Origin of the sequence: Cellulosimicrobium cellulans, from assembly GCF_024124905.1 — a bacterium.
In the GTDB taxonomy this organism is placed as follows: Bacteria; Actinomycetota; Actinomycetes; order Actinomycetales; family Cellulomonadaceae; genus Cellulosimicrobium; species Cellulosimicrobium cellulans_G.
Genome location: NZ_JAMXST010000004.1, coordinates 257,826 through 283,287 on the forward strand (window position 1 = coordinate 257,826; position 25,462 = coordinate 283,287).

The 25,462-nt window shown below is 74.8% G+C and carries 15 protein-coding genes; 5 read left to right on the plus strand and 10 right to left on the minus strand.

Annotated elements, in window-relative coordinates; all coding sequences use genetic code 11:
* Positions 1–6: 6 nt before the first annotated feature.
* From NHH00_RS13390 to NHH00_RS13420, 7 genes are read right to left on the minus strand one after another with little or no spacing between them, the layout of a single operon-like run.
* The gene (locus tag NHH00_RS13390) at positions 7–1,215 is read right to left on the minus strand and encodes a GNAT family N-acetyltransferase (protein WP_253052926.1); all 1,209 of its coding nucleotides are present in this window, start codon (positions 1,213–1,215) and stop codon (positions 7–9) included.
* Entirely contained in the window at positions 1,212–2,453 is a 1,242-nt protein-coding gene (locus NHH00_RS13395; RefSeq protein ID WP_253052928.1) for a GNAT family N-acetyltransferase, read from the minus strand. The genes NHH00_RS13390 and NHH00_RS13395 overlap by 4 nt, the downstream gene beginning before the upstream one ends.
* Positions 2,450–3,664 carry a glycosyltransferase family 4 protein gene (locus tag NHH00_RS21115; protein WP_253052930.1) on the minus strand — a complete coding sequence of 405 codons (1,215 nt, stop codon included), beginning with the start codon at positions 3,662–3,664 and terminating at the stop codon, positions 2,450–2,452. The genes NHH00_RS13395 and NHH00_RS21115 overlap by 4 nt, the downstream gene beginning before the upstream one ends.
* Positions 3,661–4,647 carry a glycosyltransferase family 2 protein gene (locus tag NHH00_RS13405; RefSeq protein WP_253052932.1) on the minus strand — a complete coding sequence of 329 codons (987 nt, stop codon included), beginning with the start codon at positions 4,645–4,647 and terminating at the stop codon, positions 3,661–3,663. The genes NHH00_RS21115 and NHH00_RS13405 overlap by 4 nt, the downstream gene beginning before the upstream one ends.
* On the minus strand, positions 4,644–5,486 hold the full coding sequence (locus NHH00_RS13410; protein ID WP_253052934.1) for a hypothetical protein: 843 nt from the start codon (positions 5,484–5,486) through the stop codon (positions 4,644–4,646). The genes NHH00_RS13405 and NHH00_RS13410 overlap by 4 nt, the downstream gene beginning before the upstream one ends.
* Positions 5,486–6,322, minus strand: coding sequence for an ABC transporter permease (locus NHH00_RS13415; RefSeq protein ID WP_253052936.1), 837 nt, complete (start codon positions 6,320–6,322; stop codon positions 5,486–5,488). The genes NHH00_RS13410 and NHH00_RS13415 overlap by 1 nt, the downstream gene beginning before the upstream one ends.
* Before the next feature lies 1 nt (position 6,323).
* The gene (locus NHH00_RS13420; protein WP_253052938.1) at positions 6,324–7,538 is read right to left on the minus strand and encodes an ABC transporter ATP-binding protein; all 1,215 of its coding nucleotides are present in this window, start codon (positions 7,536–7,538) and stop codon (positions 6,324–6,326) included.
* 175 nt (positions 7,539–7,713) lie between these two features.
* Between NHH00_RS13420 and NHH00_RS13425 the strand changes: the two genes are divergently transcribed.
* The gene (locus NHH00_RS13425; protein ID WP_253052940.1) at positions 7,714–11,091 is read left to right on the plus strand and encodes a hypothetical protein; all 3,378 of its coding nucleotides are present in this window, start codon (positions 7,714–7,716) and stop codon (positions 11,089–11,091) included.
* Between the two features lie 26 nt (positions 11,092–11,117).
* Here the strand turns inward: NHH00_RS13425 and NHH00_RS13430 are convergent, their stop codons facing one another.
* Positions 11,118–12,191 (minus strand): glycosyltransferase family 4 protein, encoded by a 1,074-nt coding sequence (locus NHH00_RS13430; RefSeq protein WP_253052942.1) that lies wholly within the window; start codon positions 12,189–12,191, stop codon positions 11,118–11,120.
* Between the two features lie 179 nt (positions 12,192–12,370).
* Between NHH00_RS13430 and NHH00_RS13435 the strand changes: the two genes are divergently transcribed.
* Complete coding sequence (locus NHH00_RS13435) at positions 12,371–13,564, plus strand: glycosyltransferase family 4 protein (RefSeq protein ID WP_253052944.1); 1,194 nt, start codon at positions 12,371–12,373, stop codon at positions 13,562–13,564.
* On the opposite strand, the gene NHH00_RS13440 is transcribed toward NHH00_RS13435, so the two are convergent.
* Positions 13,545–14,261, minus strand: coding sequence for a phosphatase PAP2 family protein (locus tag NHH00_RS13440; protein WP_253052946.1), 717 nt, complete (start codon positions 14,259–14,261; stop codon positions 13,545–13,547). The two genes, NHH00_RS13435 and NHH00_RS13440, sit on opposite strands and share 20 nt — an antisense overlap.
* 334 nt (positions 14,262–14,595) lie before the next feature.
* Between NHH00_RS13440 and mfd the strand changes: the two genes are divergently transcribed.
* A complete protein-coding gene (gene mfd / locus NHH00_RS13445) occupies positions 14,596–18,342 on the plus strand; it encodes a transcription-repair coupling factor (protein ID WP_253052948.1) in 3,747 nt (1,248 codons plus the stop codon).
* 7 nt (positions 18,343–18,349) lie between these two features.
* On the opposite strand, the gene NHH00_RS13450 is transcribed toward mfd, so the two are convergent.
* Positions 18,350–18,568 (minus strand): PLD nuclease N-terminal domain-containing protein, encoded by a 219-nt coding sequence (locus NHH00_RS13450; protein ID WP_141390373.1) that lies wholly within the window; start codon positions 18,566–18,568, stop codon positions 18,350–18,352.
* 363 nt (positions 18,569–18,931) lie between these two features.
* On the opposite strand from NHH00_RS13450, the gene NHH00_RS13455 reads away from it, so the two are divergent.
* Positions 18,932–21,136, plus strand: a complete 2,205-nt coding sequence (locus NHH00_RS13455) for a carbohydrate-binding module family 20 domain-containing protein (protein ID WP_253052950.1) — start codon at positions 18,932–18,934, stop codon at positions 21,134–21,136.
* Between the two features lie 175 nt (positions 21,137–21,311).
* Positions 21,312–25,394, plus strand: a complete 4,083-nt coding sequence (locus NHH00_RS13460; protein ID WP_253052952.1) for an endo-1,4-beta-xylanase — start codon at positions 21,312–21,314, stop codon at positions 25,392–25,394.
* Positions 25,395–25,462: the final 68 nt, after the last annotated feature.

Sequence of the window (25,462 nt, forward strand, 5' to 3'; positions counted from 1 at the left end):
CCCGCGTCAGTCCGCGCCGGGTGCCGCCTCGGTGACCGTCCGGTCGGACGGGGCCGGACGCACGAGGCGCCGTCGGACCCGTCCGACCACGGGGATCGCCCGCAGGAGCCAGCCCACGGGCCGTGGACCGAGCGCGGCCGTGTACGACGCCGTCCGGAGCCGGGACGGGTAGAGCTCGTTCTGGTCCGGGTACATCGACGGGTGCATGCACGAGTCGAGGAACGTCACGCTCGGGTCGGTCGCGAACATCCGCACGGTCAGCAGGCGGCCGACGACGCCGGGCGCGAACCGCGCGAACCGGTCGGCGTACTCGTCGTACCAGGCGAAGACGTGCGAGCCCGAGCGCAGGAACCCGGCCATGTACAGGGTCACGCCGGCGACCGCGAGCGCGACGATCGAGGCGTTCCCGGACGCCGCGTAGGCGGTGAAGACCTCGCTGAACCATGCCTCGCCGCCCTCGACGCGGGAGAAGCCGGGTCCGTTGCGCTCGGGGTCCGCCTTCCACGTCTCGTGCTCGAACGCGAGGAAGGCGCCCGGGTCGGAGACCGGGACGAGCGCGGCGGCGGAGAGCGTGACCGGGGCGCCCAGCTCGTCGCCGAGGCGGCGCACGCGCCGTCGCACGGCGCGGGCGCGGGACCTCGGGACGTGGGCGAGCGGGTCCTCGTCCTCGGGCAGCTCGGCGAACCGCACGGCCGCGCGGTCGTCACCGCCCCACACGTGCAGCGTCACGTGCGCGTCCTCGAGCGCCCGGTGCAGCGCGCCGCCCGCCGCGCCGTCGTCGGCGACGTAGGCGAACGCGAAGGCGCGGCCGAGCGCGCGTCCGTGGGCACGCAGCGCGGAGACGAGCGCGGCGGCGGCCGCACCGGGGTCGGCCGCGTCGAGGAGCGGCGAGCCGAGCGAGGTCACCTGGTTGAGGACCGGTCCGTCGTTCGACGCGTGCCGCCGGGGCCAGTGGCGGTCGCCCGGCACCATCTCGTAGGGCATGACGGCGATCCAGGTCCCCGCGTCCTCGACGACCAGGAGCCGCACTCCTCCGTCGCGGTCGAAGTGCGCCACGGTCGGCAGGAGGAAGTCGGGCTCGAAGAACACGTTCGGCTCGGCCGCACGGTGCGCGAGCGCCCGCCACGCCGCGACGTCCCCGTCCGAGATGCCGCGCACCGCGATCGTGCGGGACGTGAACGGGCGTGCCGTCCGGGCCGGTTGCGTCGTGGTCATGACGGCTCCTCCTGCTCGATGCTCGGTGCCCGCGGCCCGGGGGACGCGGCGGGTCCCGCGGTCGTCCCGGATCGCGAGAAGAGGCCTCGCACCCGGGAGGGGACGCCGCGGAGCCGTGCGGCGGCGTCACCCGCGCGGGTGGCGAGGACGCGCAGGCGGGCCGAGCGGCGCAGCAGCGCGCGGGCGACGACGCCCCGGGGGGCGATGACGATCCCGCGGAGCGTCCGGCGGTCGCGGTAGAGACCGGAGGGCACCGTGTACCGCGGGTGGAGGCACGGGTCGAAGAGGGTCGCGTCGGTGTGCTCGAGCACGTGCTCCTGCTCGACGACCCGACCGAGGGAGCCCGGGCTGAACTTCGCGAACCGCTCGTCGTACGTGTCCATGAGGGAGTAGAGGCGGTCGCCCGCGCGCAGGACGACGGAGATGAAGACCACCTCCTCGCCGGCGGTGAGGACGAACAGGTGCAGCCGTCCGCGCGCGCGCAGGTCGTCGGCGACGTCGGTGAACCAGTCGAGCGCGCCGGGGACCACCTGGAGCGCCCCGCCCTCCTCGGTGGTGCCCTTCCACCCGGCTGCCTCCAGCCGGACGAACAGGTCGAACGCCTCCGGGTCGAGGCCGGCGTCGGTCATGACGAGCGGGCCGACGTCGCGCTCGATGCGGCGGCGGAGCCGTTCGACCTGCTTGCGCCGCGACGTGCTCAACGCCTCGCGCGGTGCGGGCGCGCCCGCGGCCGGGACGAGCGCGGCCCGCTCGAACCGGTAGCGCTCGACGAGCGGCACGTCGTGCTCGCGGCACGCGGCCACGAGGGCCTCGTCGAACCGCCCGCCGACGGGGACCAGCGTGAGCTCCACGAGCCCTGGCAGGCGCGACTCCCGGGTCGCGAGGTGGGTGAGCAGCGCCCCCAGCGCCTCGGCGGGCCTCTCCTCGTCGACGAGAGGGACGCAGAGCGGCGACTCCGCCCCGAGGAAGGGCCCCGCGGTCGTCGCGTACGGCAGCGGGGTCCGGGCGAAGCGTCGCGCCCTGCTCAGCGGCAGGAAGGCGTGCATGGCGTCGTCGTCCTCGACGAGGACGGCGACGATTCCCCGCGCGCTCGGCAGGTGCCGCACGGCGGTCGCGAGGTACGCGGGCGAGACGAAGGGGTTCGGCTCGAGAGCGCGGTCGACGAGGTCGGCCCACCGGTCGTGGTCGCTCGCGGTGAGGTCCTCGAGCGCGACGGTCCGTGCCCGCAGCGGTCTCATCGGGCCTTCCCCGTCCGCTCGCCGGCCCCGGTGAAGGGCGCGAGGACGTCGTCGAGCCGCGCGGCGGACGCCCGCCAGTCGTGCAGCCGGGCGTGCTCGACCGCGGCTCGCGCCGCCCGGTCGAGCACGCGCGGGTCGTCGGCGAGCGCCTCCAGCGCGCTCGCGAGGGAGGCCGCGTCGTCGGGCGGGACGAGGATCCCCGCGTCGCCGACGGCCTCGGGGACGCCCCCGACGGCGGACGCCACCACGGCGGCGCCGGCGGCCATGCCCTCGAGCGCGGTGAGCGCGAACGGCTCGGGCCAGGTGGACGGCACCACGACGACGTCGGCCTCGGCGAGCCGCGCGGGAAGCTCGGTGCGCGGGACGAACGAGCCGAAGCGGACCGGACCCGCGGCGCGTCCCGCGGTCCTGCGCAGGGACCGCTCGTAGGCGGTCAGGGGTGCGTCCGCCGCGAAGCCGGGCCGACCGAGGACCGTGACCTCGACGTCGCGACGGCCGAGCGCGACGACGGCGTCGAGGAGCACGTGGACCCCCTTGTCGGGGATGACCCTGCCCACGTACACCACGCGCAGCGTGTCGCCCCGCGGCGGTCGTGCGACGGCGAACGCGGCGGCGTCGACGCCGTTGTGGACCGTGCGCACCCGGTCGCGCAGCCGGACGGGGAGCCTGCCCGCGACGGCGTCCGCGAGATGGTCGCTCACGCACACGATCGCGCCGGCGGGGTCGAGGGCGCGTCCGGCGTCCCGCGCGGACCACGTCCCCAGCACCTGGTTGTGCGCGTAGAGGACGGGCACGTGCCGGTCCGCGTGGACGAGCGGGACGAGCGCGGGCGCGTTGTGGGCGAGGACCACGGCCGGGTCCCACCCGTCCTGGGCCGAGACCGTGGCCCCCAGGACCCGGCGTGCGCCGGGGCGGGCGAGGCCGAGGCGCCCCGCCGCGGCGTCGAGCCAGCGGTCGGACCGTCGCGGGGCGGCCGGCGCGTACTCGAGGACCTCGGCGCTGTCGTAGCGGTCGGGGTAGGTACCCGCGGCGACCACGACCGCCGGGCGCGGCCCCTCGGCGCGGGCGTGCCGGCTCAGGCCGTCCACCACGGTCGGCACGGCGCTCCCCGTCCGCGGCGAGAAGTGGTCGCCCGGGGTGATGACGTGCACGAGACGGCGAGGACGCCCGGCCTCGCCGGTCGTCCCGCCGCGCCCCCTGCGAGCGGTCACGGGGTCGCGACCCCGTCCGCACGGTCGCGCCGCGTCGCCACGAGCGCCGCCGGGACGCCGGCGACCAGTCCCCACAGCTCGGCCGCGGCCCGGGAGAGCACGACGGGCGCCGTGACGCGCCGGAGCAGGGGCCGCGGCGAGCCGTCGGCCATCGTCGGCCCGAGGCGGCTGCGCACGGCCCAGAGATAGCTCGACTGGGCACGCCAGGTGGTCCGCGCGTAGCGGCGCACCATCGGGTCGCGCCAGCCGAAGTTCCGCACGAGCATGACGACGTGGTTGCGTCGGGCGTAGTAGAGGTAGCGGCGGTCGAAGCGCTTCCCGCCGATCCCGTACGGCGCCGCCATGTGCCGGACGACGGCTCGGGGCGTGTACAGCAGGCGTCCGCCCGTCGCACGCAGCCGCAGGGAGATGTCGGACTCCTCGCACAGGCACGTGCCGGGGTAGTTGCCGCGGATCCCGCCGATCGCCGCCAGGGCGCTGCGGCGGAACGACATGTTCGCCCCGAGCAGGTGGTCGACCTCGATGACGCGGCCCGTGTCGGCGGCGAAGTAGCCGGTGAGCCGCCCGTCCGGCAGGAGTCGGCCGACCCGGTCGAGCCCTTCGCTCTCCTCGCCCGGGATGCCGTTGTCGGCGCGCCCTCCGACGGCGACGACGTCCGGGTCGGCGTAGGGCGCGACGAGCGCGTCCAGCCAGTCGGGCGCGACGTACGCGTCGTCGTCGACGAAGGCCACGACGTCGCCGCGCGTGACGGCGAATCCCTGCTGACGGGACTCCGGCGTCGTGCCGCGCCCGAGGGTGCTGTGCAGGAGCCGGACCTCCGGGAACTCCTCGCGGACCAGGCGGCGCGTCGTGTCCGCCGGGGTGGAGTCCACGACGACGACCTCGAGGGGCGGCGTGTCGAGACGCCGCAGGTGCTCGAGGCACTCGCGCACGCTGTCGGGCCGCCCGTACGTCACGACGACGACGCTCACGGTCGGGGTCACGGTTCGCCTCCGGGAGGCTCGGGGAGGGTGACGAGACGGTACCAGTCCGAGCGTCGCAGGGGGGAGGTGAGGACGGCGCGCCGCGGGTGGCGCGTGCGTCCCGCCCACGCCTCGTAGACGCCGGGGCGCGAGTAGTGGGCCGTGTGGCCGGACCACCCGAGCTTCTGGCGCATGGTCTCCGGTCGCCGGACCCAGGAGAAGTGCAGGACCGCCGAGCCGGGGTCGACGACCTCGTGCACGATCGTGTCGCGGCGCCGCGCGGGGTCCGTGTTCCAGGGACCGAGGTCGACGCGGTACAGGGGCACGTCGGCCTGCCGGGCGTGCACGAGCCGGGTCCCGGCGCGCACGGCGAGCGGGCCCGGGTACGACGCGGCGGGTCGCCCGAGGCGCGTGCTGGCCTCCAGGTAGCGGCCCGGTGCCACGCGCGAGTAGAGCCAGCGCGAGGGGAAGTCGAGGCCGGACGCGCCGGCGGCGTCGGCACGGCGCACGGCGCCGACGAAGGCCGCGGGGTCGAGCACGACCTCGTCGGTGTCGAGCTGCAGGACCCAGTCCGCCCCGTCGGACGCCTGGTCGAGCGCGGCCTGGCGCTGCAGCGTCTCGCTGTCGAGCGGCGGCGCGTCGGGGCGGGCGTAGCGCCCGGGCGCCCGGACGCACTTGCCGTCCACGTCGAGCGCGTCGACCAGGGCGAGGCACTCGTCGACGGGCAGCGGCGTGCCGGTCCAGGACGTCGCGGTCTCGTCGTAGGACAGCACGATGCGGTCGACGTGCGCGTAGTACGAGCGGAGGCTGGACTCGAGGTAGCTCGGGTCGGCGACGAGCACGTACGCGGTGCGGCGCATCAGATGAAGTCCGCGAACTCGCGCTCGTTCTTCTGGAAGACGAGCGTGCCGCCGAGCAGGATGAGCGGCGCCGCGACGACGAGGGCCACGACCTGCCACGTCACGGGCGCCTCCGTGCCGAGCAGGGACCAGCGGAAGCCCTCGAGGAACCACGTGACCGGGTTGATGTCGAACAGCCACCGCAGGTTCGCCGGCACCTCCGACAGCGCGTAGGCGACGGGGCTCGCGTAGAGGAGGATCTGCACGAGCCAGGGGAGCACGTAGCCGACGTCGCGGTACTTGACCATGTACGCGGCGGCGGCGAGGCCGATCCCCGTGCCGATCATGAGGATGAGCACGATCCACACGGGCAGGAGGAGCACCGCCCACCCGGGGTTCACGCCGTAGACGAACAGGAGCACGACCGCGAGGACGAGCGCGACGAGGAAGTCCACGACGACCGACGCGAGGCTCGAGACGGGGACCAGGAGGCGCGGGAAGAACACCTTCTGGACCAGCGACTGGTTCCCGACCATCGAGCTCGACGCGCGGCCGAGCGACCCGTTGAAGAGGTTCCACGCCAGCATGCCGGCGAGCGTGAAGAGGAAGTACGGGATGTGCTCGTCGCCGGTCGACAGGTCGGCGATCTGCCCGAACACGACGGTGAAGATGCCTGCGCTGACGAGCGGCTGGGCGATGACCCACGTGATGCCGAAGATCGTCTGGCGGTACCGCACGATGATGTCGCGCAGCGCGAGGCGGACGGCGACCTCGCGCGCGTTCCACAGCTCGCGCCACGACGGCAGGTTGAGGCGGCCGGGCGGCGTGATGACGGTGCGCTGCACGGTCTGCTCCACGTCAGCCTCCCTCGTAGTCGAAGTTCACGAAGACCATGCCCTTCTCGGTGCCCGACGACTCCGTGAACTCGGGGTAGGGGAGGTCGGGCAGCACCTCGAAGCGCCACGCCCCCTCCCACGCGTCGAGGACTCCCGCCTGGCACGCGTACACGTCCACCGTGTACTGGCCGGGCTTGAGCCACAGGTCGCGGACCACGAGGCGGCCCTTCTGGGGCTGCTCCGGGTCGAACCACTTCCCGACGAGGCGCGAGTCGCACTGGGCGATGACGGTGCCCTGGTCGTTGTTGATGTGCATGGAGACGAAGTACGTCCCGATCAGGTCCTTGCTCGCCGGCGCCTCGAAGTCGACGACGATGTCCTGCGACGACTTGACGAACTCGTCCTCCATGCGGACCGAGGACAGACGGAGGTTGCCGTTCCCGGGGCGCTTGGTGGGGTCGGACTGCGCGGCCGCGAAGCTCTCGAAGCTGTCGCGGTACGCCTGGAGCGTGCCCTCGACCGTCCCGGAGTACGTCAGGGTCCCGCGGTCGAGGAGGACCGCGGACGTGCACAGGGCCTGGACCGTCTGGAGCTGGTGGCTCACGTAGAGCACGGTGCGACCGCCCTGGGCGGCCTCGCGCATCTTCTGGATCGAGCGGCGCTGGAACTCGGCGTCGCCGACGGCGAGCACCTCGTCGATCGCGAGGATCTCGGTGTCGAGGTGGGCCGCGACGGAGAACGCGAGCCGCACGTACATGCCGGACGAGTAGCGCTTGACCGGGGTCGCGAGGAACTTCTCGATGCCGGAGAACGCGACGATCTCGTCGTAGCGCCGGGTGATCTCCTTGCGCGTCATGCCGAGGATCGCGCCGTTGAGGAAGATGTTCTCCTTGCCGGTGAGCTCGGGGTGGAACCCCGTGCCGACCTCGAGGAGCGACCCGACGCGCCCGGTGAGCTCGATGCGCCCGCGCGTGGGCGCCGTGACGCGCGTGAGGATCTTGAGCAGCGTCGACTTGCCGGCGCCGTTGCGCCCGACGATCCCGAGCGCCTCGCCCTGCGGGACCTCGAAGGAGACGTCGTCGAGCGCGTCGAACAACGTGTACTTCTGCTTGCCGGTGGACCGCACCCACTGGATGGCGGCGGCCGCGGCGGTGGACGGTCGCTCGCCGAACGCGCCGAGCCGGTAGGTCTTGCCCAGCCCGGCGACGCGGATCGCGGGTTCCGTGGTCGCCTGCACACCTGAAAGATAGTCGTCCCGCCGGGGCCCGAGGCCGGGTCGATCGGGTGAATCGAGCCCAGAACCGGACGAACGCGGGTGAAAGTACCGCCAGGCCCTCGGTGCTGGGGCCGGGCCGACCTACGATCGCGGGAGCGGCACCTGTGCCGGGCCCGACGACGGCAAGGGCGGCGAGATGGCTTCGGACGAGGACGGCACGGGGGCTCGGGGCGGCGCGGACCCCACGGTCGTCGGCGGGGTCGTCGCCGCGGTCCTGGGCGTGGTCGCCGCCGTCGTGATCGGCGGCACCGGGACGGGGAGCACGTCGGGCGCGCAGCCGTTCACCGCGTCCCCGGTCCCCGGGACGGCACCCGTGACGCAGACGGGCGCGCTGCCCCTGTGCGGGTTCCCCCGCCTCGAGCAGGTGACCGACGACGGCGTCGACACCGACGAGCTGGACGGGATCCGCACGGTCGTCGACGACGTCGTCACGCTCGACGACGGCGAGCTCGTCACGTTCCGCGTGCTCGACGGCGCGGCGTACGTGCTCGAGTGGGACCGCGAGGCGACGTACACGGTGACGCGCTACGACCTCGCGACGGGGGACGCGGAGGCGACGACGCCGGTGGAGCTCGACTGGGACGGCGCGAGCGAGACGTTCCGCACGGACTCCTTCGAGGTCGACGCCGACGGGAGCGTCTACCTCCTCGACACGCTCATGCACCGCCGCGACCTGCTCAAGGTCGCGCCCGACGGGACCACGACCTGGTCGACGACGATCCCCGAGGGCGAGCACACGGCAGGGGACCTCCTCGACCTGTACGGGACCGTGCGCTGGACGGACGGCGGCCGGACCGTCGTCGGGGTGCAGGAGGCGGGCGAGGTCCTGCACGAGGTGTCGGGCGACGGCGACCTCCTCGCGGAGATCCCGTTCGAGGGCGCCGTCCTCGCCCAGCTCCCGGACGGCGCGGCCCTGGTGCAGACCGACGTGCGCGACGACGAGCGCCGCACGCTCGACCTGCGCGCCGTGGGGCCGGAGGGCGACGAGGGGTCCCTCCACCTCGGTGCCTCGTGGGAGCGCGGGCGGCCGTTCGGCGTCCCGCGCGTGCCCTGGCTCGACGACACGACGGGCGCGACCACCGGCCCCTCGTCCGGACCCGAGGGCGACGGCCTCGTCGTCGCCGACGAGAACCTCGGGTTCCGGTGGTGGGGGAGCGACGGCGTGTTCCGCGGCGTGTGGCCGGACACGCACAAGGACCTCGAGCAGCCGTTCGCGCTGTGGGAGAGCACGCCGGTGCTGCGCGACGGCACCGCGGGCGACGCGCCGTACTACGTCCTCACGCACGGCGACGACGGCGGGTTCGCGCTCACCGAGATCTCGGCCGACCGGATGGCGTACCAGCTCGGCGCCCCGGTGAAGTACAACGCGGCGAACGAGGAGCTGTTCGGCGGCCTCGGGCTCGGCGCCGGGCTGCTCGTGGACGTGCCGTACGGCGTCTTCCCCGACGGGACCGCGCCGCGCGTGGTCGCCGCGTTCGACGACGCCTGGGCCGCCTCCGCCGGGACGTACCGCTTGCGCTACCAGGTGCGCGGGGACCCGCGCGTGTGGGACCCGGTGGTCGGCGAGGAGACCGTGGTGGACCTCCCCGCGGAGGGCGGAGAGCTCGCGCTCGACCTGCCGCCGACCCGCCCGGGCGTGTACGAGGTCGACGCCGCGCTCGTCGACGCCGCGACGGGCGAGGCGGTCTCGGGGACGTGCCTGCGCTACACCGTGGCCGCGGCGGGCAGCGGCCTGGACCCGGCGGCGCTCGCGGACGGCGCGGACTGGGGCGGCGCCGGACCGCTGCGCGGCGTGCAGCTCGCGGACCAGCTCGGGGTGGGCAGCCACCGCACGCAGCTCGACTTCGGGGCGATCGTGCCCGACCCGACCGCCGAGCCGGACGCCGCCGCGCTCGTCTGGGACTCGCTGCCGAACGCGGCCTTCGAGCCCGACGAGGAGGAGGGCGAGGAGCCCGCCGACGTCGACCCGTTCACCGAGCTCGCGGCCGCCGCCGAGCTCGCCGAGGAGACGGGCGTGATCCTCACGCTCCAGCTCGGCTCGGGCGGCGAGGCGGAGCAGGCCGCGGTCGAGGCCGGGACGTGGGAGGGATGGACGCGCGAGATCGTCGCCGCGGTCCACGAGCACGCACCGCAGATCCGCTACTGGCAGCCCTGGAACGAGCCGAACAACACGGGCTACGAGGACGCGGCCGCGTACGAGGAGGAGGTCGGCGCGCCGTTCGCGGCGGGCGCTCGCGACGCGTCGGCCGACGTCGTCGTGGTGGGCGGCAACACGCTCGGGATCGAGCCCGCGTGGTGGGCCGACCTGGTCGCGGCGGGCGGCTGCGACTCGCTCGACGTCGTGGGGATCCACCCCTACACCGGGTTCAACCGGTCGTGGGAGGAGGAGGGGTTCTCCGCGGACGGTGCCGAGCTGGACCGGCTGCGCGAGGCGATCGGGCCGTGCGGCGACGTCCCCGTGTGGGACACCGAGAGCGGCTGGTGGTCCGACGGCGTCGCGAACTTCTGGGCGGGCGGGTCCGACGTCGTGCGCAAGCTCCTCTGGTACGGGGTGGAGGGCGTCGACGAGTGGACGTACTTCTTCTCCGAGGGCGGGTTCGGCGAGGCCGGGAACTCGTGGTCGCTCCTCCAGTACGGGCAGTACGTGAAGCCGGCCGGCGCCGCCTTCGCGGCGAGCGCGGCGTTCCTCGACGGGTTCGCGCCGCCCGAGGCGGTCGAGACCGGGACGCCCGGCGTCCACGCCGTGCGCGCGCCCGGGGCCGGGGAGGCCGCGGGTGCGGAGCTGCTCGCGCTGTGGAGCGAGGACCTGTCGACCACCGTGCGGCTCACCGCGCCGGGCGGTGCGGTCACCGTGACCGCGCGGGACGGGTACGGCGCCCAGCGCGGCCTGGAGGTCCCGCCGGGCGGCGTCGAGGTCCCCGTGAACGGCGCACCCGTCCTGCTCGTCGCCCCCGCGGGGACGGCGCTGGAGGTGGCCCCCGTCGAGGCGTTCGGCGACGACGTGCTCGAGGGCCGGCCGGTGACCGCGACGTCGACGCACGAGGACGCGAGCGACCCCGACGTCGTCACGTCCGGCACGTTCGCCGTGCGCGAGCCGTGGCGGTCGGGCCGACTGGCCGACGGCTCCGTCGACGAGGCGCCCGGCGTCGAGGTCACGACGGACGGGCCCCGCACGATCGACCGCGTCGCCGTCGCGACGGCCGGCATCCGCTGCTGCACGTCGGGGCTGCGCGACTACACGGTCTCCGTGCGGACGCCCGACGGCGGCTGGCAGGACGTGGCGCGGCAGACCGACCAGTTCCTCGACCGCGTCGCGCTCTTCTCGTTCGAGCCCGTCGAGGTCACGGCCGTGCGCGTGACGCTCCCGATGACGACCGAGCGCGACGTGCCCGTCCTGGCCGCGAACTACACGGGGATCGTCGGCGGGCTGCACCCCGACTTCGTCCCGCTCGCGACGGAGAGCGAGTGGATCGCGGCGATCAGCGCGGTCCAGGCGTGGGAGCCGGCCGGGTGACCGTCGTCACCGGGGGGCGGGCCCGGTCAGCCGCGCGCGGCGACCGCGCGCCAGATCGCGGCGTGCTGCGCGGCGCTGCGCTCCCACGTGAACGTGGCGGCGCGCTCGCGCCCGCGCCCGACGAGCGCCTCGACCTCGGCGTCGCGCGTCGTCACCCACAGCAGCGCCTCCGCGAGGCTCGCGCCGTCCGGCTCGGCGAGCACGCCGCCGTCGCCCACGACCTCGGGCAGCGAGCTGGTGCGCGCCGCGACCACCGGCACGCCCGCGGCCATGGCCTCCAGGGCGGGGAGCCCGAAGCCCTCGTAGCGCGACGGCACGACGACGGCCGCGGCCCCCGCGACGAGGCCCGGCATGAGCCCGCCCGGCAGGCGCCCGACGAGCCGGGTGCCGGGCAGCTCCGCGAACAGCCCGGTGCGGCGCGGGTGCGGCGGACCGCTCATGACGAGCGTGAGGTCCGGCCGCGCGGAGCGGACCCGTCCCCACGCGACCGCGAGCTCCTCCAGGTTCTTGCGGCGCGACGCGCCGCCCGCGTGCAGGACGTACGGGCCGTCCACCCCCAGCTCCGCGAGGCGCGCGCGGGGCAGCGGCTCGGCCGAGAAGTACACCGGGTCGACGCCGTTGTACGCGACCGCGGGGCGCTCGGCGAGCCCGAGGACCTCCGCGGCCTCGTCCGCGCTGAACTCCGAGACGCACACGACGGCCGCCGCGCGGCGGACCTCCTCGGCCGCGGCGCGGACCGGTGCGGACTCGTCGTCGTAGCGCCACGACACGACGTCCTGCACGGCGACGACGTCCCGCGTCGGGTGCGGCGGCAGGTCGAGCCCCACGCGGTGCACGACGGCGCCCCGCGGGTAGACCGCACGGCCGACGGCCCGGCGCACGGCCGGAGCCGCGGATCCGAGGCGACCGAGGGGGAGCCGGTGGGTGCCGGGCAGCGGGGAGCGGAGCGAGCGGAAGACGGCGCGGTCGACGGACCAGGCGCTCGCTCCGGCGCCCCCCTCCGCGAGCGCCCCCGCCGCGCGCGCCGCGACCTCCTCCTGGTACACCTGGGCGCCCATAGGCACCTCGACCGCGACGGTCGCGACGACGAGCTGCGGCATCGGGCGGGTCCCCCTCGGGGCGTGGTGCGCGGCGGGTGCGGCACGGTCGGGACGACCGGATCGGTCGGTAGAGTGGCCCACTCTAGTGGCGCGGACGCCCCGCCGGACCTGCGGGAGCGGGTGATGAGCGGGTGATCGTGGACCGGGCGCGGGCCGTCCCGCGAGAGGGTGAGGGACGCATGGCAGGGCGTCGTCGGGTGGCGCTGGTCGCGAGCTCGTTCGACCCGCACACCGGGGGCGTCGAGTCGCACGTGCGTCACGTCGCCCGCGTGCTCGCGGCGCGGGGGACCGCGGTGGAGGTCTGGACCGTCGACCGGGGCGAGCGCCTCGGCACGCGCCGCGTCGACGGCGTCCTCGTGCGCTACCTGCCGACCCCGCAGCCCTCGAGCCGGCCGGGCGACGTCGCCCGGTTCGCCCTCGCCGCGCCGCGGGCGGCGCTCGCGTGGGGCCGGGCCTTCCGCGCGTTCCGGCCCGACGTGCTGCACGTGCAGTGCTTCGGCCCCAACGGCGCGTACGCCCTCGGCCTGCGCACGCTCACGCGCACCCCGCTCGTCGTCAGCTCCCACGGGGAGACGTTCGCGGACGACCACGCCGTGTTCGAGCACTCGCGGCTGCTGCGGGCGGCGTTGGAGCGCTCGATCGACGTCGCGGGCGTGGTGACGGGGTGCTCGCGCGTCGTCGCGGACGACCTGGTCCGCTTCGGGGCGCCCGACGCCGCGGTCGTCCCGAACGGCGTCGACCTGGCCGGGTACGACCCGGTCGATCACGGTCCGCGGGACGTCGCCGCGGGGGAGCCCGCTCGGTCGGTCGCGGTGCGCGCGCCCGTGGTCGTCGCGGTGGGGCGGATCGAGCACGTCAAGGGGTTCGACCTGCTCGTGGACGCGTTCGCGTCCTCCGCGCTGCGCGACCGCGCGCGGCTCGTCGTCGTGGGCGACGGGAGCGAGGCGGGCGCGCTGCGCCGCCGGGTCGCGACGGCGGGGCTCGCGGACCGCGTCGAGCTCCCCGGGCGGCTCGACCCCGCCGAGGTGGCGGCCCGGCTCGCGGAGGCGGACGTGGTCGTCGTGCCGAGCCGCGCGGACGCCGCCCCGCTCGTGGTCCTGGAGGCGTGGCGCTCGGGCCGGCCGCTCGTGGCGACCGTGCGGGGCGGGCCCCCGGAGATCGTCACCGACGGCGTCGACGGCGTGCTCGTGGACCCCCAGGACACACAGGCGCTCGCCGCGGCCGTGCTCGGCCTGCTCGACGACCCGGAGCGCGCGGGGCGGATCGGGGCTGCCGGGCGCCGACGGGTCGAGGACTTCACCTGGGAGCGGGTCGTGGACCGGTACGAGGACCTCTACGCGGGGCTCGCCGACGTCACGCCGAGGGGTCGCTGACGCGGGGCGAGCCGGTCGTCCCGTCGGGCAGGACGGGAGGGCCGCCGGGGCGCGCGCCCGCCGTGCGCGCTCCTCGCGGGACGTCGAGCAGCCACACGACGGCGACGGTGACGGCGGCGGCGACGAGCAGCGAGCCGACGACGTCGCTCGGCCGGTGCGCGTACGTCACGACGGACGCGAGGGCGGCGACCGCGGTGACCACGAGCCCGGCCCAGCCCGCGACCGCGCGGGACGCCGGCCACGGCCACAGGAGCCAGATCGCGACGCACAGGCCGCCGACCACGGCGACGTGACCGCTCGGGAAGGTCTGGTAGGCGTAGCCGTGCTCCCCGAGGTCGGGCCGCACGAGGACCTCGCGGAGCCCGAGCGCGATCCCGACCGTCCCCAGCACGACGAGGACCGCGGCGAGGAGGTCGCGCCACGCGCGGCGCACGAGCGCGACCACGCCCAGGACGGCGACGACGGCCGCGCACGCCACCGGGAGGCCTCGGCGCAGCGCCCCGGCGAGGTCGCGGCCGGCGTCGTGCAGGGGCGCGAGGGTCCGGAACGCCCCGGCGTCGGCCTGCTGCCCGGCCACGGTGAGGTGCGAGGCGGCCCAGAGCGCGACGAAGACCGCGACGACCAGCGCGAGCAGCACGAGGAGCGCGGACGAGCGAGGCCGGGGCGGCACGGGGTCCGGCGCCCCCGAGGTGGACACGCCCCGAGCATGACGGAGCGGCGGTGACCCTGTCACCGGTCGTGGGCGGATCGCGCCGGGTGAAAACGTCGCGTCCCCGGTCGCCTGCCGGACGTCCGAGGGTCGGCTGCCGGTCGGCTGCCCTCGGTCGACGTGTGGGCGCCGGGGCGTACGCTGGGAGCCGTCGTCTCGCACGGCTCCAGCCCGGACCCGCTCGCCACCCGGTGAGCCTCGGTCCGGGCCGTTCGTGCTGCCCCGTCGTGTCCTCAACCAGCCCCGGCACCGTCCTCGACCCGGGCCCGCCTCGTGCGGCCGCCGACGCCACCGACCACCGTCCTCGGAGGGACCCCACCGCATGAACCTCACCGGCATCCTGCCCGCGCTGCTCGCCGACCCCGCCGCGACGGCGGCGGTCGAGCACGTGCGCGCCCGTGGCGAGGCGGACGTGGTCGGCCCGGCCGGCGCGCGCCCGCCGCTGCTCGCCGCGATGGCGGGGGCGCGGGCGACCGGGCCGGCCGACGGGGTGCCCGGCGGCGACGAGCGCGCGGCCTCGGGCGACGCGTGGGCGACGGGCTCGCGTCCCCTCGTGGTCGTGACGGCGACCGGGCGCGACGCGGACGAGCTCGCGGCGAGCGTGCGCGCCTACCTGCCCGACGAGCTGGCGGACGTGGTCGCGGTCCTGCCGAGCTGGGAGACGCTGCCGCACGAGCGCCTGAGCCCGCGCGCGGACACCGTCGCCAAGCGCATCGCCGTGTTCCGCCGCCTCGCGCACCCGGACCCGGAGGTCGGGCCGTCGGGCCCGGTCCGCGTGCTCGTCATGCCGGTGCGCGCGCTCCTCCAGCCGGTCGTGGACGGGCTGGGCGAGCTCGAGCCGGTCGAGCTGCACGCCGGGTCGACGGCCGACCTGACCGACGTCGCGGAGCGGCTCGTCGCGGCCGCGTACACGCGCGTCGACATGGTCGAGCGCCGCGGCGAGTTCGCGGTGCGCGGCGGCATCCTCGACGTGTTCCCGCCCACCGAGGACCACCCGCTGCGCGTCGAGTTCTGGGGCGACGAGGTCTCGGAGATCCGCTGGTTCGCCGTCGCGGACCAGCGCAGCCTCGAGATCGCCGAGCACGGGCTGTGGGCGCCGCCGTGCCGCGAGATCCTGCTCACCGAGTCGGTGCGGTCGCGGGCCGCGGCGCTCGTCGAGGACCTGCCGGGCGCCACGGAGATGCTCGACAAGCTGGCCGCGGGCGTCGCGGTCGAGGGCATGGAGTCGCTCGCGCCGGTGCTCGTGGACCGCATGGTCCCGGTGCTGGAGCTCGTGCCCGACGACGCGCTGCTCGTCGTCGACGACGCCGAGCGCGTGCGCCGCCGCGCCCACGACCTCGTCGCGACGACGGAGGAGTTCCTCGCCGCCGCCTGGACCGGCGCCGTCGCGGGCGGCAAGGCGCCGGTCGACCTGTCCGCGGCGTCGTTCGAGACGTTCGCCGAGGTCCGTGCGGTCGCGCAGCGTCGCGGCCTGGGCTGGTGGACGCTGTCGTCGTTCGCGCTCGACAACCCGGACCTGGACGTGGCGCCCGACGCCGGTCCGCCGGACGCGGCCGGAGCGGGCGCGGCGTCGGGCACGACCGCCGCGCACGTGGGCGAGAGCGCCGACGGCGTGCCCACCTTCACGCTGGGCGCGCGCGACGTCGAGTCCTACCGCGGCGACGTGGCGCGCGCGCTCGACGACGTGCGCGGTCTGCAGCACGCCGGCTGGCGGCTCGTGCTCACGACGGAGGGTCACGGGCCGGCCAAGCGCATGGTCGAGCAGCTCGGCGCGGCGGACACCCCGGCGCGCCTCGTGCCGCGGCTCGACGACGAGCCCGAGGGCGGCATCGTCCTCGTCACCCCGGCGATGGTCGGCAAGGGCTTCGTCGCGCCCGAGCTGCGGCTCGCCGTCTTCTCCGAGGCCGACCTCACGGGCCGGGCCGGCACGAGCACGCGCGACATGCGCAAGATGCCGAGCCGGCGCCGCAACGTCGTCGACCCGCTCCAGCTCAAGGCGGGCGACTTCGTCGTGCACGAGCAGCACGGCGTGGGGCGGTTCGTCGAGCTCGTCCAGCGCACGCTCGGCACGGGCGGCAACGCGGCGACGCGCGAGTACCTCGTCATCGAGTACGCCAGCAGCAAGCGCGGCCAGCCGGGCGACCGGCTGTTCGTGCCCATGGACCAGCTCGACCAGGTCACCAAGTACACGGGCGGCGAGTCGCCGAGCCTCAACAAGATGGGCGGGGCCGACTGGGCCAAGACGAAGACCCGCGCGCGCAAGCACGTCAAGGAGATCGCGGGCGAGCTCATCCGCCTGTACTCGGCGCGCATGGCGACGCAGGGCCACGCGTTCGGCCCGGACACGCCGTGGCAGCGCGAGCTGGAGGACGCGTTCGCGTACGTCGAGACGCCGGACCAGCTCGCGACGATCGACGAGGTCAAGGCGGACATGGAGAAGACGGTCCCCATGGACCGGCTCGTGTGCGGCGACGTCGGCTACGGCAAGACGGAGATCGCGATCCGCGCGGCGTTCAAGGCGGTCCAGGACGGCAAGCAGGTCGCGGTGCTCGTGCCCACGACGCTGCTCGTGCAGCAGCACCTCGAGACGTTCTCCGAGCGGTACGCGGGCTTCCCGGTGACGGTCAAGGCGCTGTCGCGCTTCCAGACCCCCAAGGAGTCCGAGGAGGTCGTGGACGGGCTGGCCAAGGGGACGGTGGACGTCGTCATCGGCACCCACCGCCTCATCACGGGCAGCGTGCGGTTCAAGGACCTGGGTCTGGTCATCATCGACGAGGAGCAGCGGTTCGGCGTCGAGCACAAGGAGACGCTCAAGCAGCTGCGGACCAACGTCGACGTGCTCGCCATGTCCGCGACCCCGATCCCGCGCACGCTCGAGATGGCCGTCACCGGCATCCGCGAGATGTCGACGCTCGCGACCCCGCCGGAGGAGCGCCACCCCGTCCTCACGTACGTCGGGGCGTACGAGGAGAAGCAGATCGCCGCGGCGCTGCGCCGCGAGCTCCTGCGCGAGGGCCAGGTGTTCTACGTGCACAACAAGGTCGAGACGATCGAGCGCACCGCGGCGCGGCTGCGCGAGCTCGTCCCCGAGGCCCGCGTGGGCGTCGCGCACGGCAAGATGAACGAGCACCAGCTCGACCAGGTGATCCGCGCGTTCTGGGAGAAGGAGCTCGACGTCCTCGTCTGCACGACGATCATCGAGACGGGCCTCGACATCTCCAACGCGAACACGCTCATCCTCGAGCGCGCGGACATGCTCGGGCTCTCCCAGCTCCACCAGCTCCGCGGACGCGTGGGCCGCGGTCGCGAGCGCGCGTACGCGTACTTCCTGTACCCGCCCGAGCGGCCCCTCACCGAGACCGCGCACGACCGCCTCGCCACGATCGCGGCCCACACCGACCTCGGCGCGGGCATGCAGGTCGCGATGAAGGACCTCGAGATCCGCGGCGCGGGCAACCTGCTCGGGGGCGAGCAGTCCGGGCACATCGCGGGCGTCGGGTTCGACCTGTACGTGCGGATGGTGGGGGAGGCCGTGGCGAACTACCGCGGCGACGGTCCGGAGGAGCAGCCCGAGATCTCCATCGAGCTCCCCGTCGACGCGCACCTGCCCGAGTCGTACATCGCGACCGAGCGCCTGCGGCTCGAGGCGTACAAGAAGATCGCCGCGGCGACCGACGCGCCCGAGCTCGCCGAGGTCCGGGCCGAGCTCGTCGACCGGTACGGCGCCCTGCCGGACGTCGCGTCCGCGCTGTTCGACGTCGCGGACTTCCGCAACCACGCGCGCCGCGCGGGGCTCACGGACGTCACCGCGCAGGGCAAGTTCATCCGGTTCGCGCCCGTGGACCTCGCGGAGTCCGCGCAGCTCCGGCTCAAGCGCCTCTACCCGGGCACGCTCCTCAAGCCCGCGATCCGCGCGTTCCTCGTCCCGTACCCGACGACGGCGCGCATCGGCGGCCGCCCGCTGCGCGGCGCCGAGGTGCTCGAGTGGGCGCGCCAGCTCATCGACGCCGTGATCGTCGGCGAGGTGAGCGCGGCGGCGACGGTCGGGACGTCGTCGGCCGCCCGCTGAGCGGGGGTCAGCTCTTCCGGCCGTCGAGGAAGTAGGCGATGGGGCCGACCCAGTTGACGAGCAGCGCGAGCCCCCACGCGAGCTTGGTGCCGTTGACCTGCTCTGCCGGGCGGCGCAGCAGGTCGCGGTACGCCGCGGCGGTGAGCGTGACCTGTGCCGCGCCCACGACTCCGACGGCGATCTTCTGACCCGTGGTCAGGTCCTTCCAGCGGCGCTTGGTCCCCATGTCGTCGTCTCCTCCCGTGTGCGTACGGCTCGACGCTATGCCGTCCGGGCGCACGGTGCATGGCTCGTGGGCGGCCCGAGGTCCCGCCGGTGCGCGCTGCCTCCCGGCCGAGGGATGCACCCCGACGTGCGTCACTCGGCCGAGAGCGCCCTCGCTCGACGTGGGCGTGTCGACCGGGCGCCGCGTACGAGGTCGTGACAGAGCACCGAGCGCTCTGTAAGGTTGCAGCAACATCCGGAAACTCTCTGCAACGCCGCCGAGTCCCGGACGCGCCCGACACCCCGGGGCGCAGTCAGCACCGCGTGGCCCTCCCGCGCTCGAGGCCGAGCGCGCCGTCGGTCGCAGCACCTCGAAGGAGCAGCAATGACGCGCACCACCGATCCCGCCGGTCCGCCGGCACCCACTCCCGCCGCACCCCCCGCCGCGGACCGCGGCCGAGCGCGAGCCGACCGACGCGACGGTCGGCTGCGGCGCCTCGTCGCCACCGTCGCCTCGGCGGCCCTCGCGCTCGGGACGGCGCTCGCCGCCACGGTCCCGGTCGCCGCGCCCGCCGCGGCCGCGCCGCCCGTGCCCACGCCCGTCGTCGACTCCCCGAACGGCCGGGGCGACGTGATCCTCAACCTCTTCCAGTGGACCTGGGACTCGGTGGCCGCCGAGTGCACCAGCACGATCGGCCCGGCCGGGTTCGGCTACGTCCAGGTCTCCCCGCCGCAGGAGACGATCCAGGGCACCGCGTGGTGGACCTCCTACCAGCCCGTGAGCTACCGGATCGACTCGAAGCTCGGGACTCGGGCGGAGTTCGAGAACATGGTCGACACCTGCCGCGCCGCGGGCGTCGGCGTCATCGCCGACGCCGTCCTCAACCACATGGCGGGTGCGGACCAGGGCGGCGGGACGGGTGTCGCGGGCTCGTCGTACGGCGTCGAGAACTACCCCGGGCTCTACGGGCCGAACGACTTCAACGACTGCAAGGAGAACATCGGCAACCGGTACGGAGACCGGTACGTGGTGCAGAACTGCCGCCTCGTCTCGCTCCAGGACCTGCGGACGGGCTCCGACTACGTGCGCGGCCGGATCGCGGGCTACCTCAACGACCTGCTCTCCCTCGGGGTCGCCGGGTTCCGGATCGACGCCGCGAAGCACATCCCGGCCGCGGACCTCGCGGCGATCAAGGCGCGGCTCACGAACCCGGACGTCTTCTGGGTGCACGAGGTCATCGGCGCGGGCGGCGAGCCCATCCAGCCCTCGGAGTACCTCGGCTCCGGCGACTCGCACGAGTTCGACTACGCGCGCGAGCTCAAGTCCCGGTTCGACGGCCAGATCAAGGACCTGCGCACCATCGGCGACAACAAGCTGCCCTCGGACCGCGCCGGCGTGTTCGTCGACAACCACGACACCGAGCGCAACGGCGAGACCATGAACTACAGGTGGGGCGCCAAGTACAAGCTCGCGAACACGTTCATGCTCTCGTGGCCGTACGGCGCGCCGAGCGTCTACTCGGGCTACACGTGGAACGACAAGGACGCCGGTGCCCCGGGCGCGTCCGCGACGTCCGTGCCGGACGCGAGCTGCTCGAACAGCGCCTGGGTCTGCACGCAGCGCTGGACCGAGATCGCGGGCATGGTCGGCTTCCACAACGCCGTCGCCGGGACCGCGGTGACGAACTGGTGGGACGACGGGAACAACCACGTCGCGTACGGTCGCGGCAGCAAGGGGTACGTGACGATCAACAACTCCGCGAACGCGGTCACGCGCACCTACCAGACGTCGCTCCCGGCGGGCACGTACTGCGACGTCGTCGCGTCGAAGGACTGCGCCAAGACGGTCACGGTCTCCGGCTCCGGCACCTTCACCGCGACGGTCCCGGCGTACGGGGCGCTCGCGCTGCACGTCGGCGCCGTGGACGACGGTGGCACCGGCGGCCCGGGTCCCGTCGACCCGAGCGCCACGACGACCGTCTACTACGCGACCGACAGGGGCTGGAACGCGTACAACGTCCACTACCGCGTCGGCACGGGCGCCTGGACCGCCGTGCCCGGGGTCGCGATGACCGCGGCCTGCACCGGCTGGGTCGCGAAGGAGATCGTCCTACCGGACGGCGCGACCGGTGCCGGCGCGACCGTCACGGCGGCGTTCACGAACGGCTCGGGCGCGTGGGACAACAACGGCGGCAAGGACTACTCCCTGTCGGGCGCCGCCGTCGCGGTCTCGGGCGGGACGGTCACGGCGGGCGACCCGTGCGACGACGGCGAGGGGCCCGGCCCCGTCGAGGGCCAGGGCGACGCGTCGTTCTCCGTCACGGCGACGACGACCTGGGGGCAGAACGTGCTCGTCGTCGGGAGCATCCCGGCGCTCGGGTCATGGGCGCCCGCGAACGGCGTCGCGCTCTCGGCGGCGAGCTACCCCGTCTGGACCGCGACCCTCGACCTCCCGGCCGGGACGACGTTCGAGTACAAGTACGTCAAGCGCGACGGCGGCGGGAACGTCGTCTGGGAGAGCGGCGGCAACCGCACCGCGACGGTCGGACAGGACGGCTCCGTGACGCTGTCGGACACCTGGAGGTCGTGACCTCGCGGCCCCGCCCCGGTCTCACCCAGACCGGGGCGGGGTCTGCCGCTACCGTGGCGGGAGATAGTTCAACCATTGTCTGAACCTGGTGGGTGCCCCTAGGGTGTGGCCCGGGCGCGCCGGTGCGCCCGGGGGCGACGTGCCCCGTGCAGCCGATCGCAAGGGAGCGACGACGATGAGACGCACGTGGAGGACCGCCGTGGCGGGGGTGCTCGCCACCCTCGTGGCGAGCGGGGGAGCGAGCGCGGCGATGGGGATGGATGCGATGGGCGTGTCGACGTCTGCCCAGGTCGATATCGATATCGATATCGTTCTAGAGAACGATTTCGAGTCGGCGACGACGGCGCCGTGGACCGCGCGCGGGCCGGTCACCGTCGCCCTGACCGATGCGGAGGCGCACGGCGGGTCGTCGAGCCTCGCGGTGACGGGCCGGACCGCGGACTGGCACGGCGTCGCGACGGACGCGCTCGCCCTGCTCGAGCCGGGCGTCGCGTACGACGTCGAGGCGTGGGTCAAGCTGCCGGCGGGCGCCACCGGGTCGTCCGGCGTCCACTTCACCGTGCAGGAGACCGGCGCGGCGGGAGACGCGTACACGTGGGTCGGCGGGGCCGTCGCGACGACGGCCGACGGGTGGGTGGAGATCGGGGGGACGTACACCCTGCCCGCGGGCCTCACCGCGGCGACGCTCTACGTCGAGGCCGCGCCGGTCGCGGGTGCGCACCCGTCGTTCCTGCTGGACGACGTCCGCGTGACGACCGTCGCGACCGACCCGGGCGACGTCGTGCCCGGGGGAGCGGTGAACCCCGTCCCGACGCCGGTGCGCCTCGCCGAGGGGACCGGCGACGTCGCGGCCCTGACGTTCGACGACGGTCCGAACCCCGGCACGACGCCCGCGCTCCTGGACTTCCTCGCCGAGCACGACCTGCACGCGGTGTTCTGCGTCATCGGCCAGAACGTCCAGGCGCCGGGCGGCGCCGAGCTCCTGCGCCGCATCGTCGACGAGGGCCACGTGCTGTGCAACCACTCGACCGGCTACGCCGACATGGGCGCGTGGTCGGCCGACCAGGTGCGCGCCGACCTCGTCGAGAACCTCGGCATCCTGCGCGACGCGCTCGGCGACCCGGCGTACCCGGTCCCGTTCTTCCGCGCCCCGAACGGCTCGTGGGGCGCGACCCCCGAGGTCGCGGTCGCGCTCGGCATGCAGCCGCTCGCGGTCGTCAACACGATCTCCGACTGGGAGACCCAGGACGTCGAGACCCTCACCGCGAACCTGCGCGCCGCGATGAGGCCCGGCGAGGTCGTGCTCGCGCACGACGGCGGCGGCGACCGCGCGGGCACGCTCGCGGCGGTCGAGACGGTCGTCGCGGAGCGGCTCGCGGCCGGCTGGGACTTCACGTTCCCCGTCGGCACGCCGCCGCGCGGCGGCGAGGTCCTGCTGGAGACCGGCTTCGAGGACGGCCTCGGCGGCTGGGTGCCGCGCGCGGGCGACGCGACGACGCCGTCGCTCGACCTCACGGACGTGGCCCACGGCGGCGCGCAGGCCGCGGTCGTCTCCGGTCGCGACGGCCAGGGCGACGGCATCGGGCACGACGTGACCGGGCTGCTCGCCGCCGGCACGACGTACGAGCTCAGCGCGTGGGTCCGCTTCGCCGAGGGCCAGCCCGCGGACGACGTGTGGCTCAGCATCGCGCGCACGGTCGACGGGACGACGTCGTACTCGACCCTCGCACAGCTCTCGGGGATCACGAGCACCGGCTGGACGCAGATCACCGCGACGTTCCCGGGTGCCGCCGCGGACGAGGCGCTGCTGTACCTGGAGACGGACTACAACGGCGACAACACGAGCGACCTGCTCGTCGACGACGTCGTGCTGCGCGTGCCGCCGCCGCCCGCGGTCGAGGACCTCACGGGCATCAAGGAGACCGTCGACGTGCCGGTCGGGGTCGCGATCGACAGCCGGGAGACCTCGGGCGCGTCGTCCGAGCTGCTCCTGCGGCACTTCGACCAGATCACCGCCGAGAACCACATGAAGCCCGAGGCCTGGTACGACGAGGACCGGACCTTCCGGACGCACCCCGAGGCGACCGCGCTCATGGACTATGCGGCCGCCCACGACCTGCGCGTCTACGGGCACGTGCTCGTGTGGCACTCGCAGACGCCGGACTGGTTCTTCGAGGGCGCCGACGGCGCGCCCCTGACGACGTCCGAGGCGGACCGGCAGGTCCTGCGCGACCGCCTGCGGACCCATGTCTTCTCCGTCGCGGGGGCGCTCGCCGACGCCTACGGCCCGTTCGGCGGCGACAACCCGCTCACGGCGTTCGACGTGGTGAACGAGGTCGTGTCGGACGGCGGGGAGAACCCCGACGGCCTGCGCCGCTCGGAGTGGTTCCGGATCCTCGGCGAGGAGTACCTCGACCTCGCGTTCGCGTACGCCGACGAGGCGTTCAACGACGTCTACGCCGACCCGGCGGCGAAGGAGCGCGGGGAGCGTCCGGTCGCGCTGTTCATCAACGACTACAACACCGAGCAGGGCGGCAAGCAGGACCGGTACCGCGCGCTCGTCGAGCGCCTCCTGGCGCGCGGCGTGCCCGTCGACGGCGTGGGCCACCAGTTCCACGTGAGCCTCGCGATGCCGGTCTCCGCGCTCGAGGGCGCGATCGAGCGGTTCGCCGACCTGCCCGTGACGCAGGCCGTCACCGAGCTCGACGTGACGACCGGCACCCCGGTCACGCAGGCGAACCTCGTCGAGCAGGGCTACTACTACCGGGACGCGTTCCGCGTGTTCCGCGAGCACGCCGACGACCTGTACTCGGTCACCGTGTGGGGCCTCACCGACGGCCGGAGCTGGCGCGTCGACAGCGGTGCGCCGCTCGTCTTCGACGACGCCCTGAAGGCCAAGCCCGCGTACCACGGCGTGGTCGACGGCGAGCTGCCCGCCCTGCTGCGCACGGCCGACGTGTTCGCCGGGGACGTCCCGCTCGACGGCGACGCCGCCGCGGCCCCGGACTGGCAGCGGCTCCCGCTGCACACCTTCGCCGCGCCGGGCGGGGCCGCCGGGGGAGAGGTCGGGTTCCAGCTCCGCTGGGCCCCGGACCACCTCACCGCGTTCGCGAGCGTCGACGACGCGACCGCCGACGCGGCCGACGCCGTGACGTTCGCGCTCGCCGGCGCGGAGCACGTCGTCGGGCGCGACGGGACGACGAGCGTGGGGGTCGCCGCGGAGGTGACCAAGCGCGCGGGCGGGTATGACGTCGTCGCGCACCTCCCGCTCGCCGGCGCCGCGCCCGGGGGCACGCTCGCGCTCGACGTGCGCGCGACCGACGGCGGCGCGACGTCCGCCTGGAACACGCCCGGCGCGACGGGCACGCTGCGCCTGCTCGAGGAGCTGTCCTACCTCGAGGTCGCGCACGCGTCGGCCGCGCCCGCTGTCGACGGCGACATCGACGCCGTGTGGGCGGAGGCGAACGCGCCCGTGACGACCGCGAAGGAGGTCCAGGGGAGCGGCGGCGCGGTCGCGACCGTCCGCACCCTGTGGCGCGACCGGACGCTCTACGTGCTCGCCGCGGTCGCCGACCCGGTGGTGGACGTGAGCGGCTCCGACCCGTGGGTGCAGGACTCGGTCGAGGTCTACGTCGACGCTGGCAACGCCAAGAACGGCGCCTACCGTGACCTGGACACCCAGATCCGCGTGAGCGCCGAGAACGCGGTGTCGTTCGGCACGGGCGACGAGGCGGCGCAGCGGGCGCGCGTCACGAGCGCGACGACGCGCACGGCCGACGGGTACGTCGTCGAGCTCGCGGTCGACCTCGCCGACCAGGGGGGTGAGGGCACGTTCCACGGGCTCGACCTCCAGGTCAACGACGCGTCCGCGGGCACGCGCACCGCGATCCGCAACTGGGCGGACCCGTCCGGGGCGGGCTACCAGTCGACGGCGCGCTGGGGCGTCGCACGGCTCGTCGGCGCGGGCGCGGCGCCCGAGGTCGCGCTCGACGTCGAGGCGTCGGCGCGCTGCCTCGCGGGCAAGGCGTACGTCGCGGTCCGGGCCACGAACCGCGAGGACGTGCCGGTCGACGTGACGCTCACGACCCCGTACGGGACGCGGACGTTCCCGGCGGTGGCGCCGGGCGCGAACGCGTACCAGTCCTTCGCGGTCCGCGCGACGTCGGTCCCGGCCACCACGGCCACGATCACGGCAACGCTCGAGACCGGCGGCCCCGCGTCGACGCGCGACATCGCGGTGGAGGCACGCACCTGCTGACCCGCTGACCCGCCAACCCGTCGCCCGCCGACGGCGAGCAGGTGGTCGTGGCCCGTCCGGAGATCCGG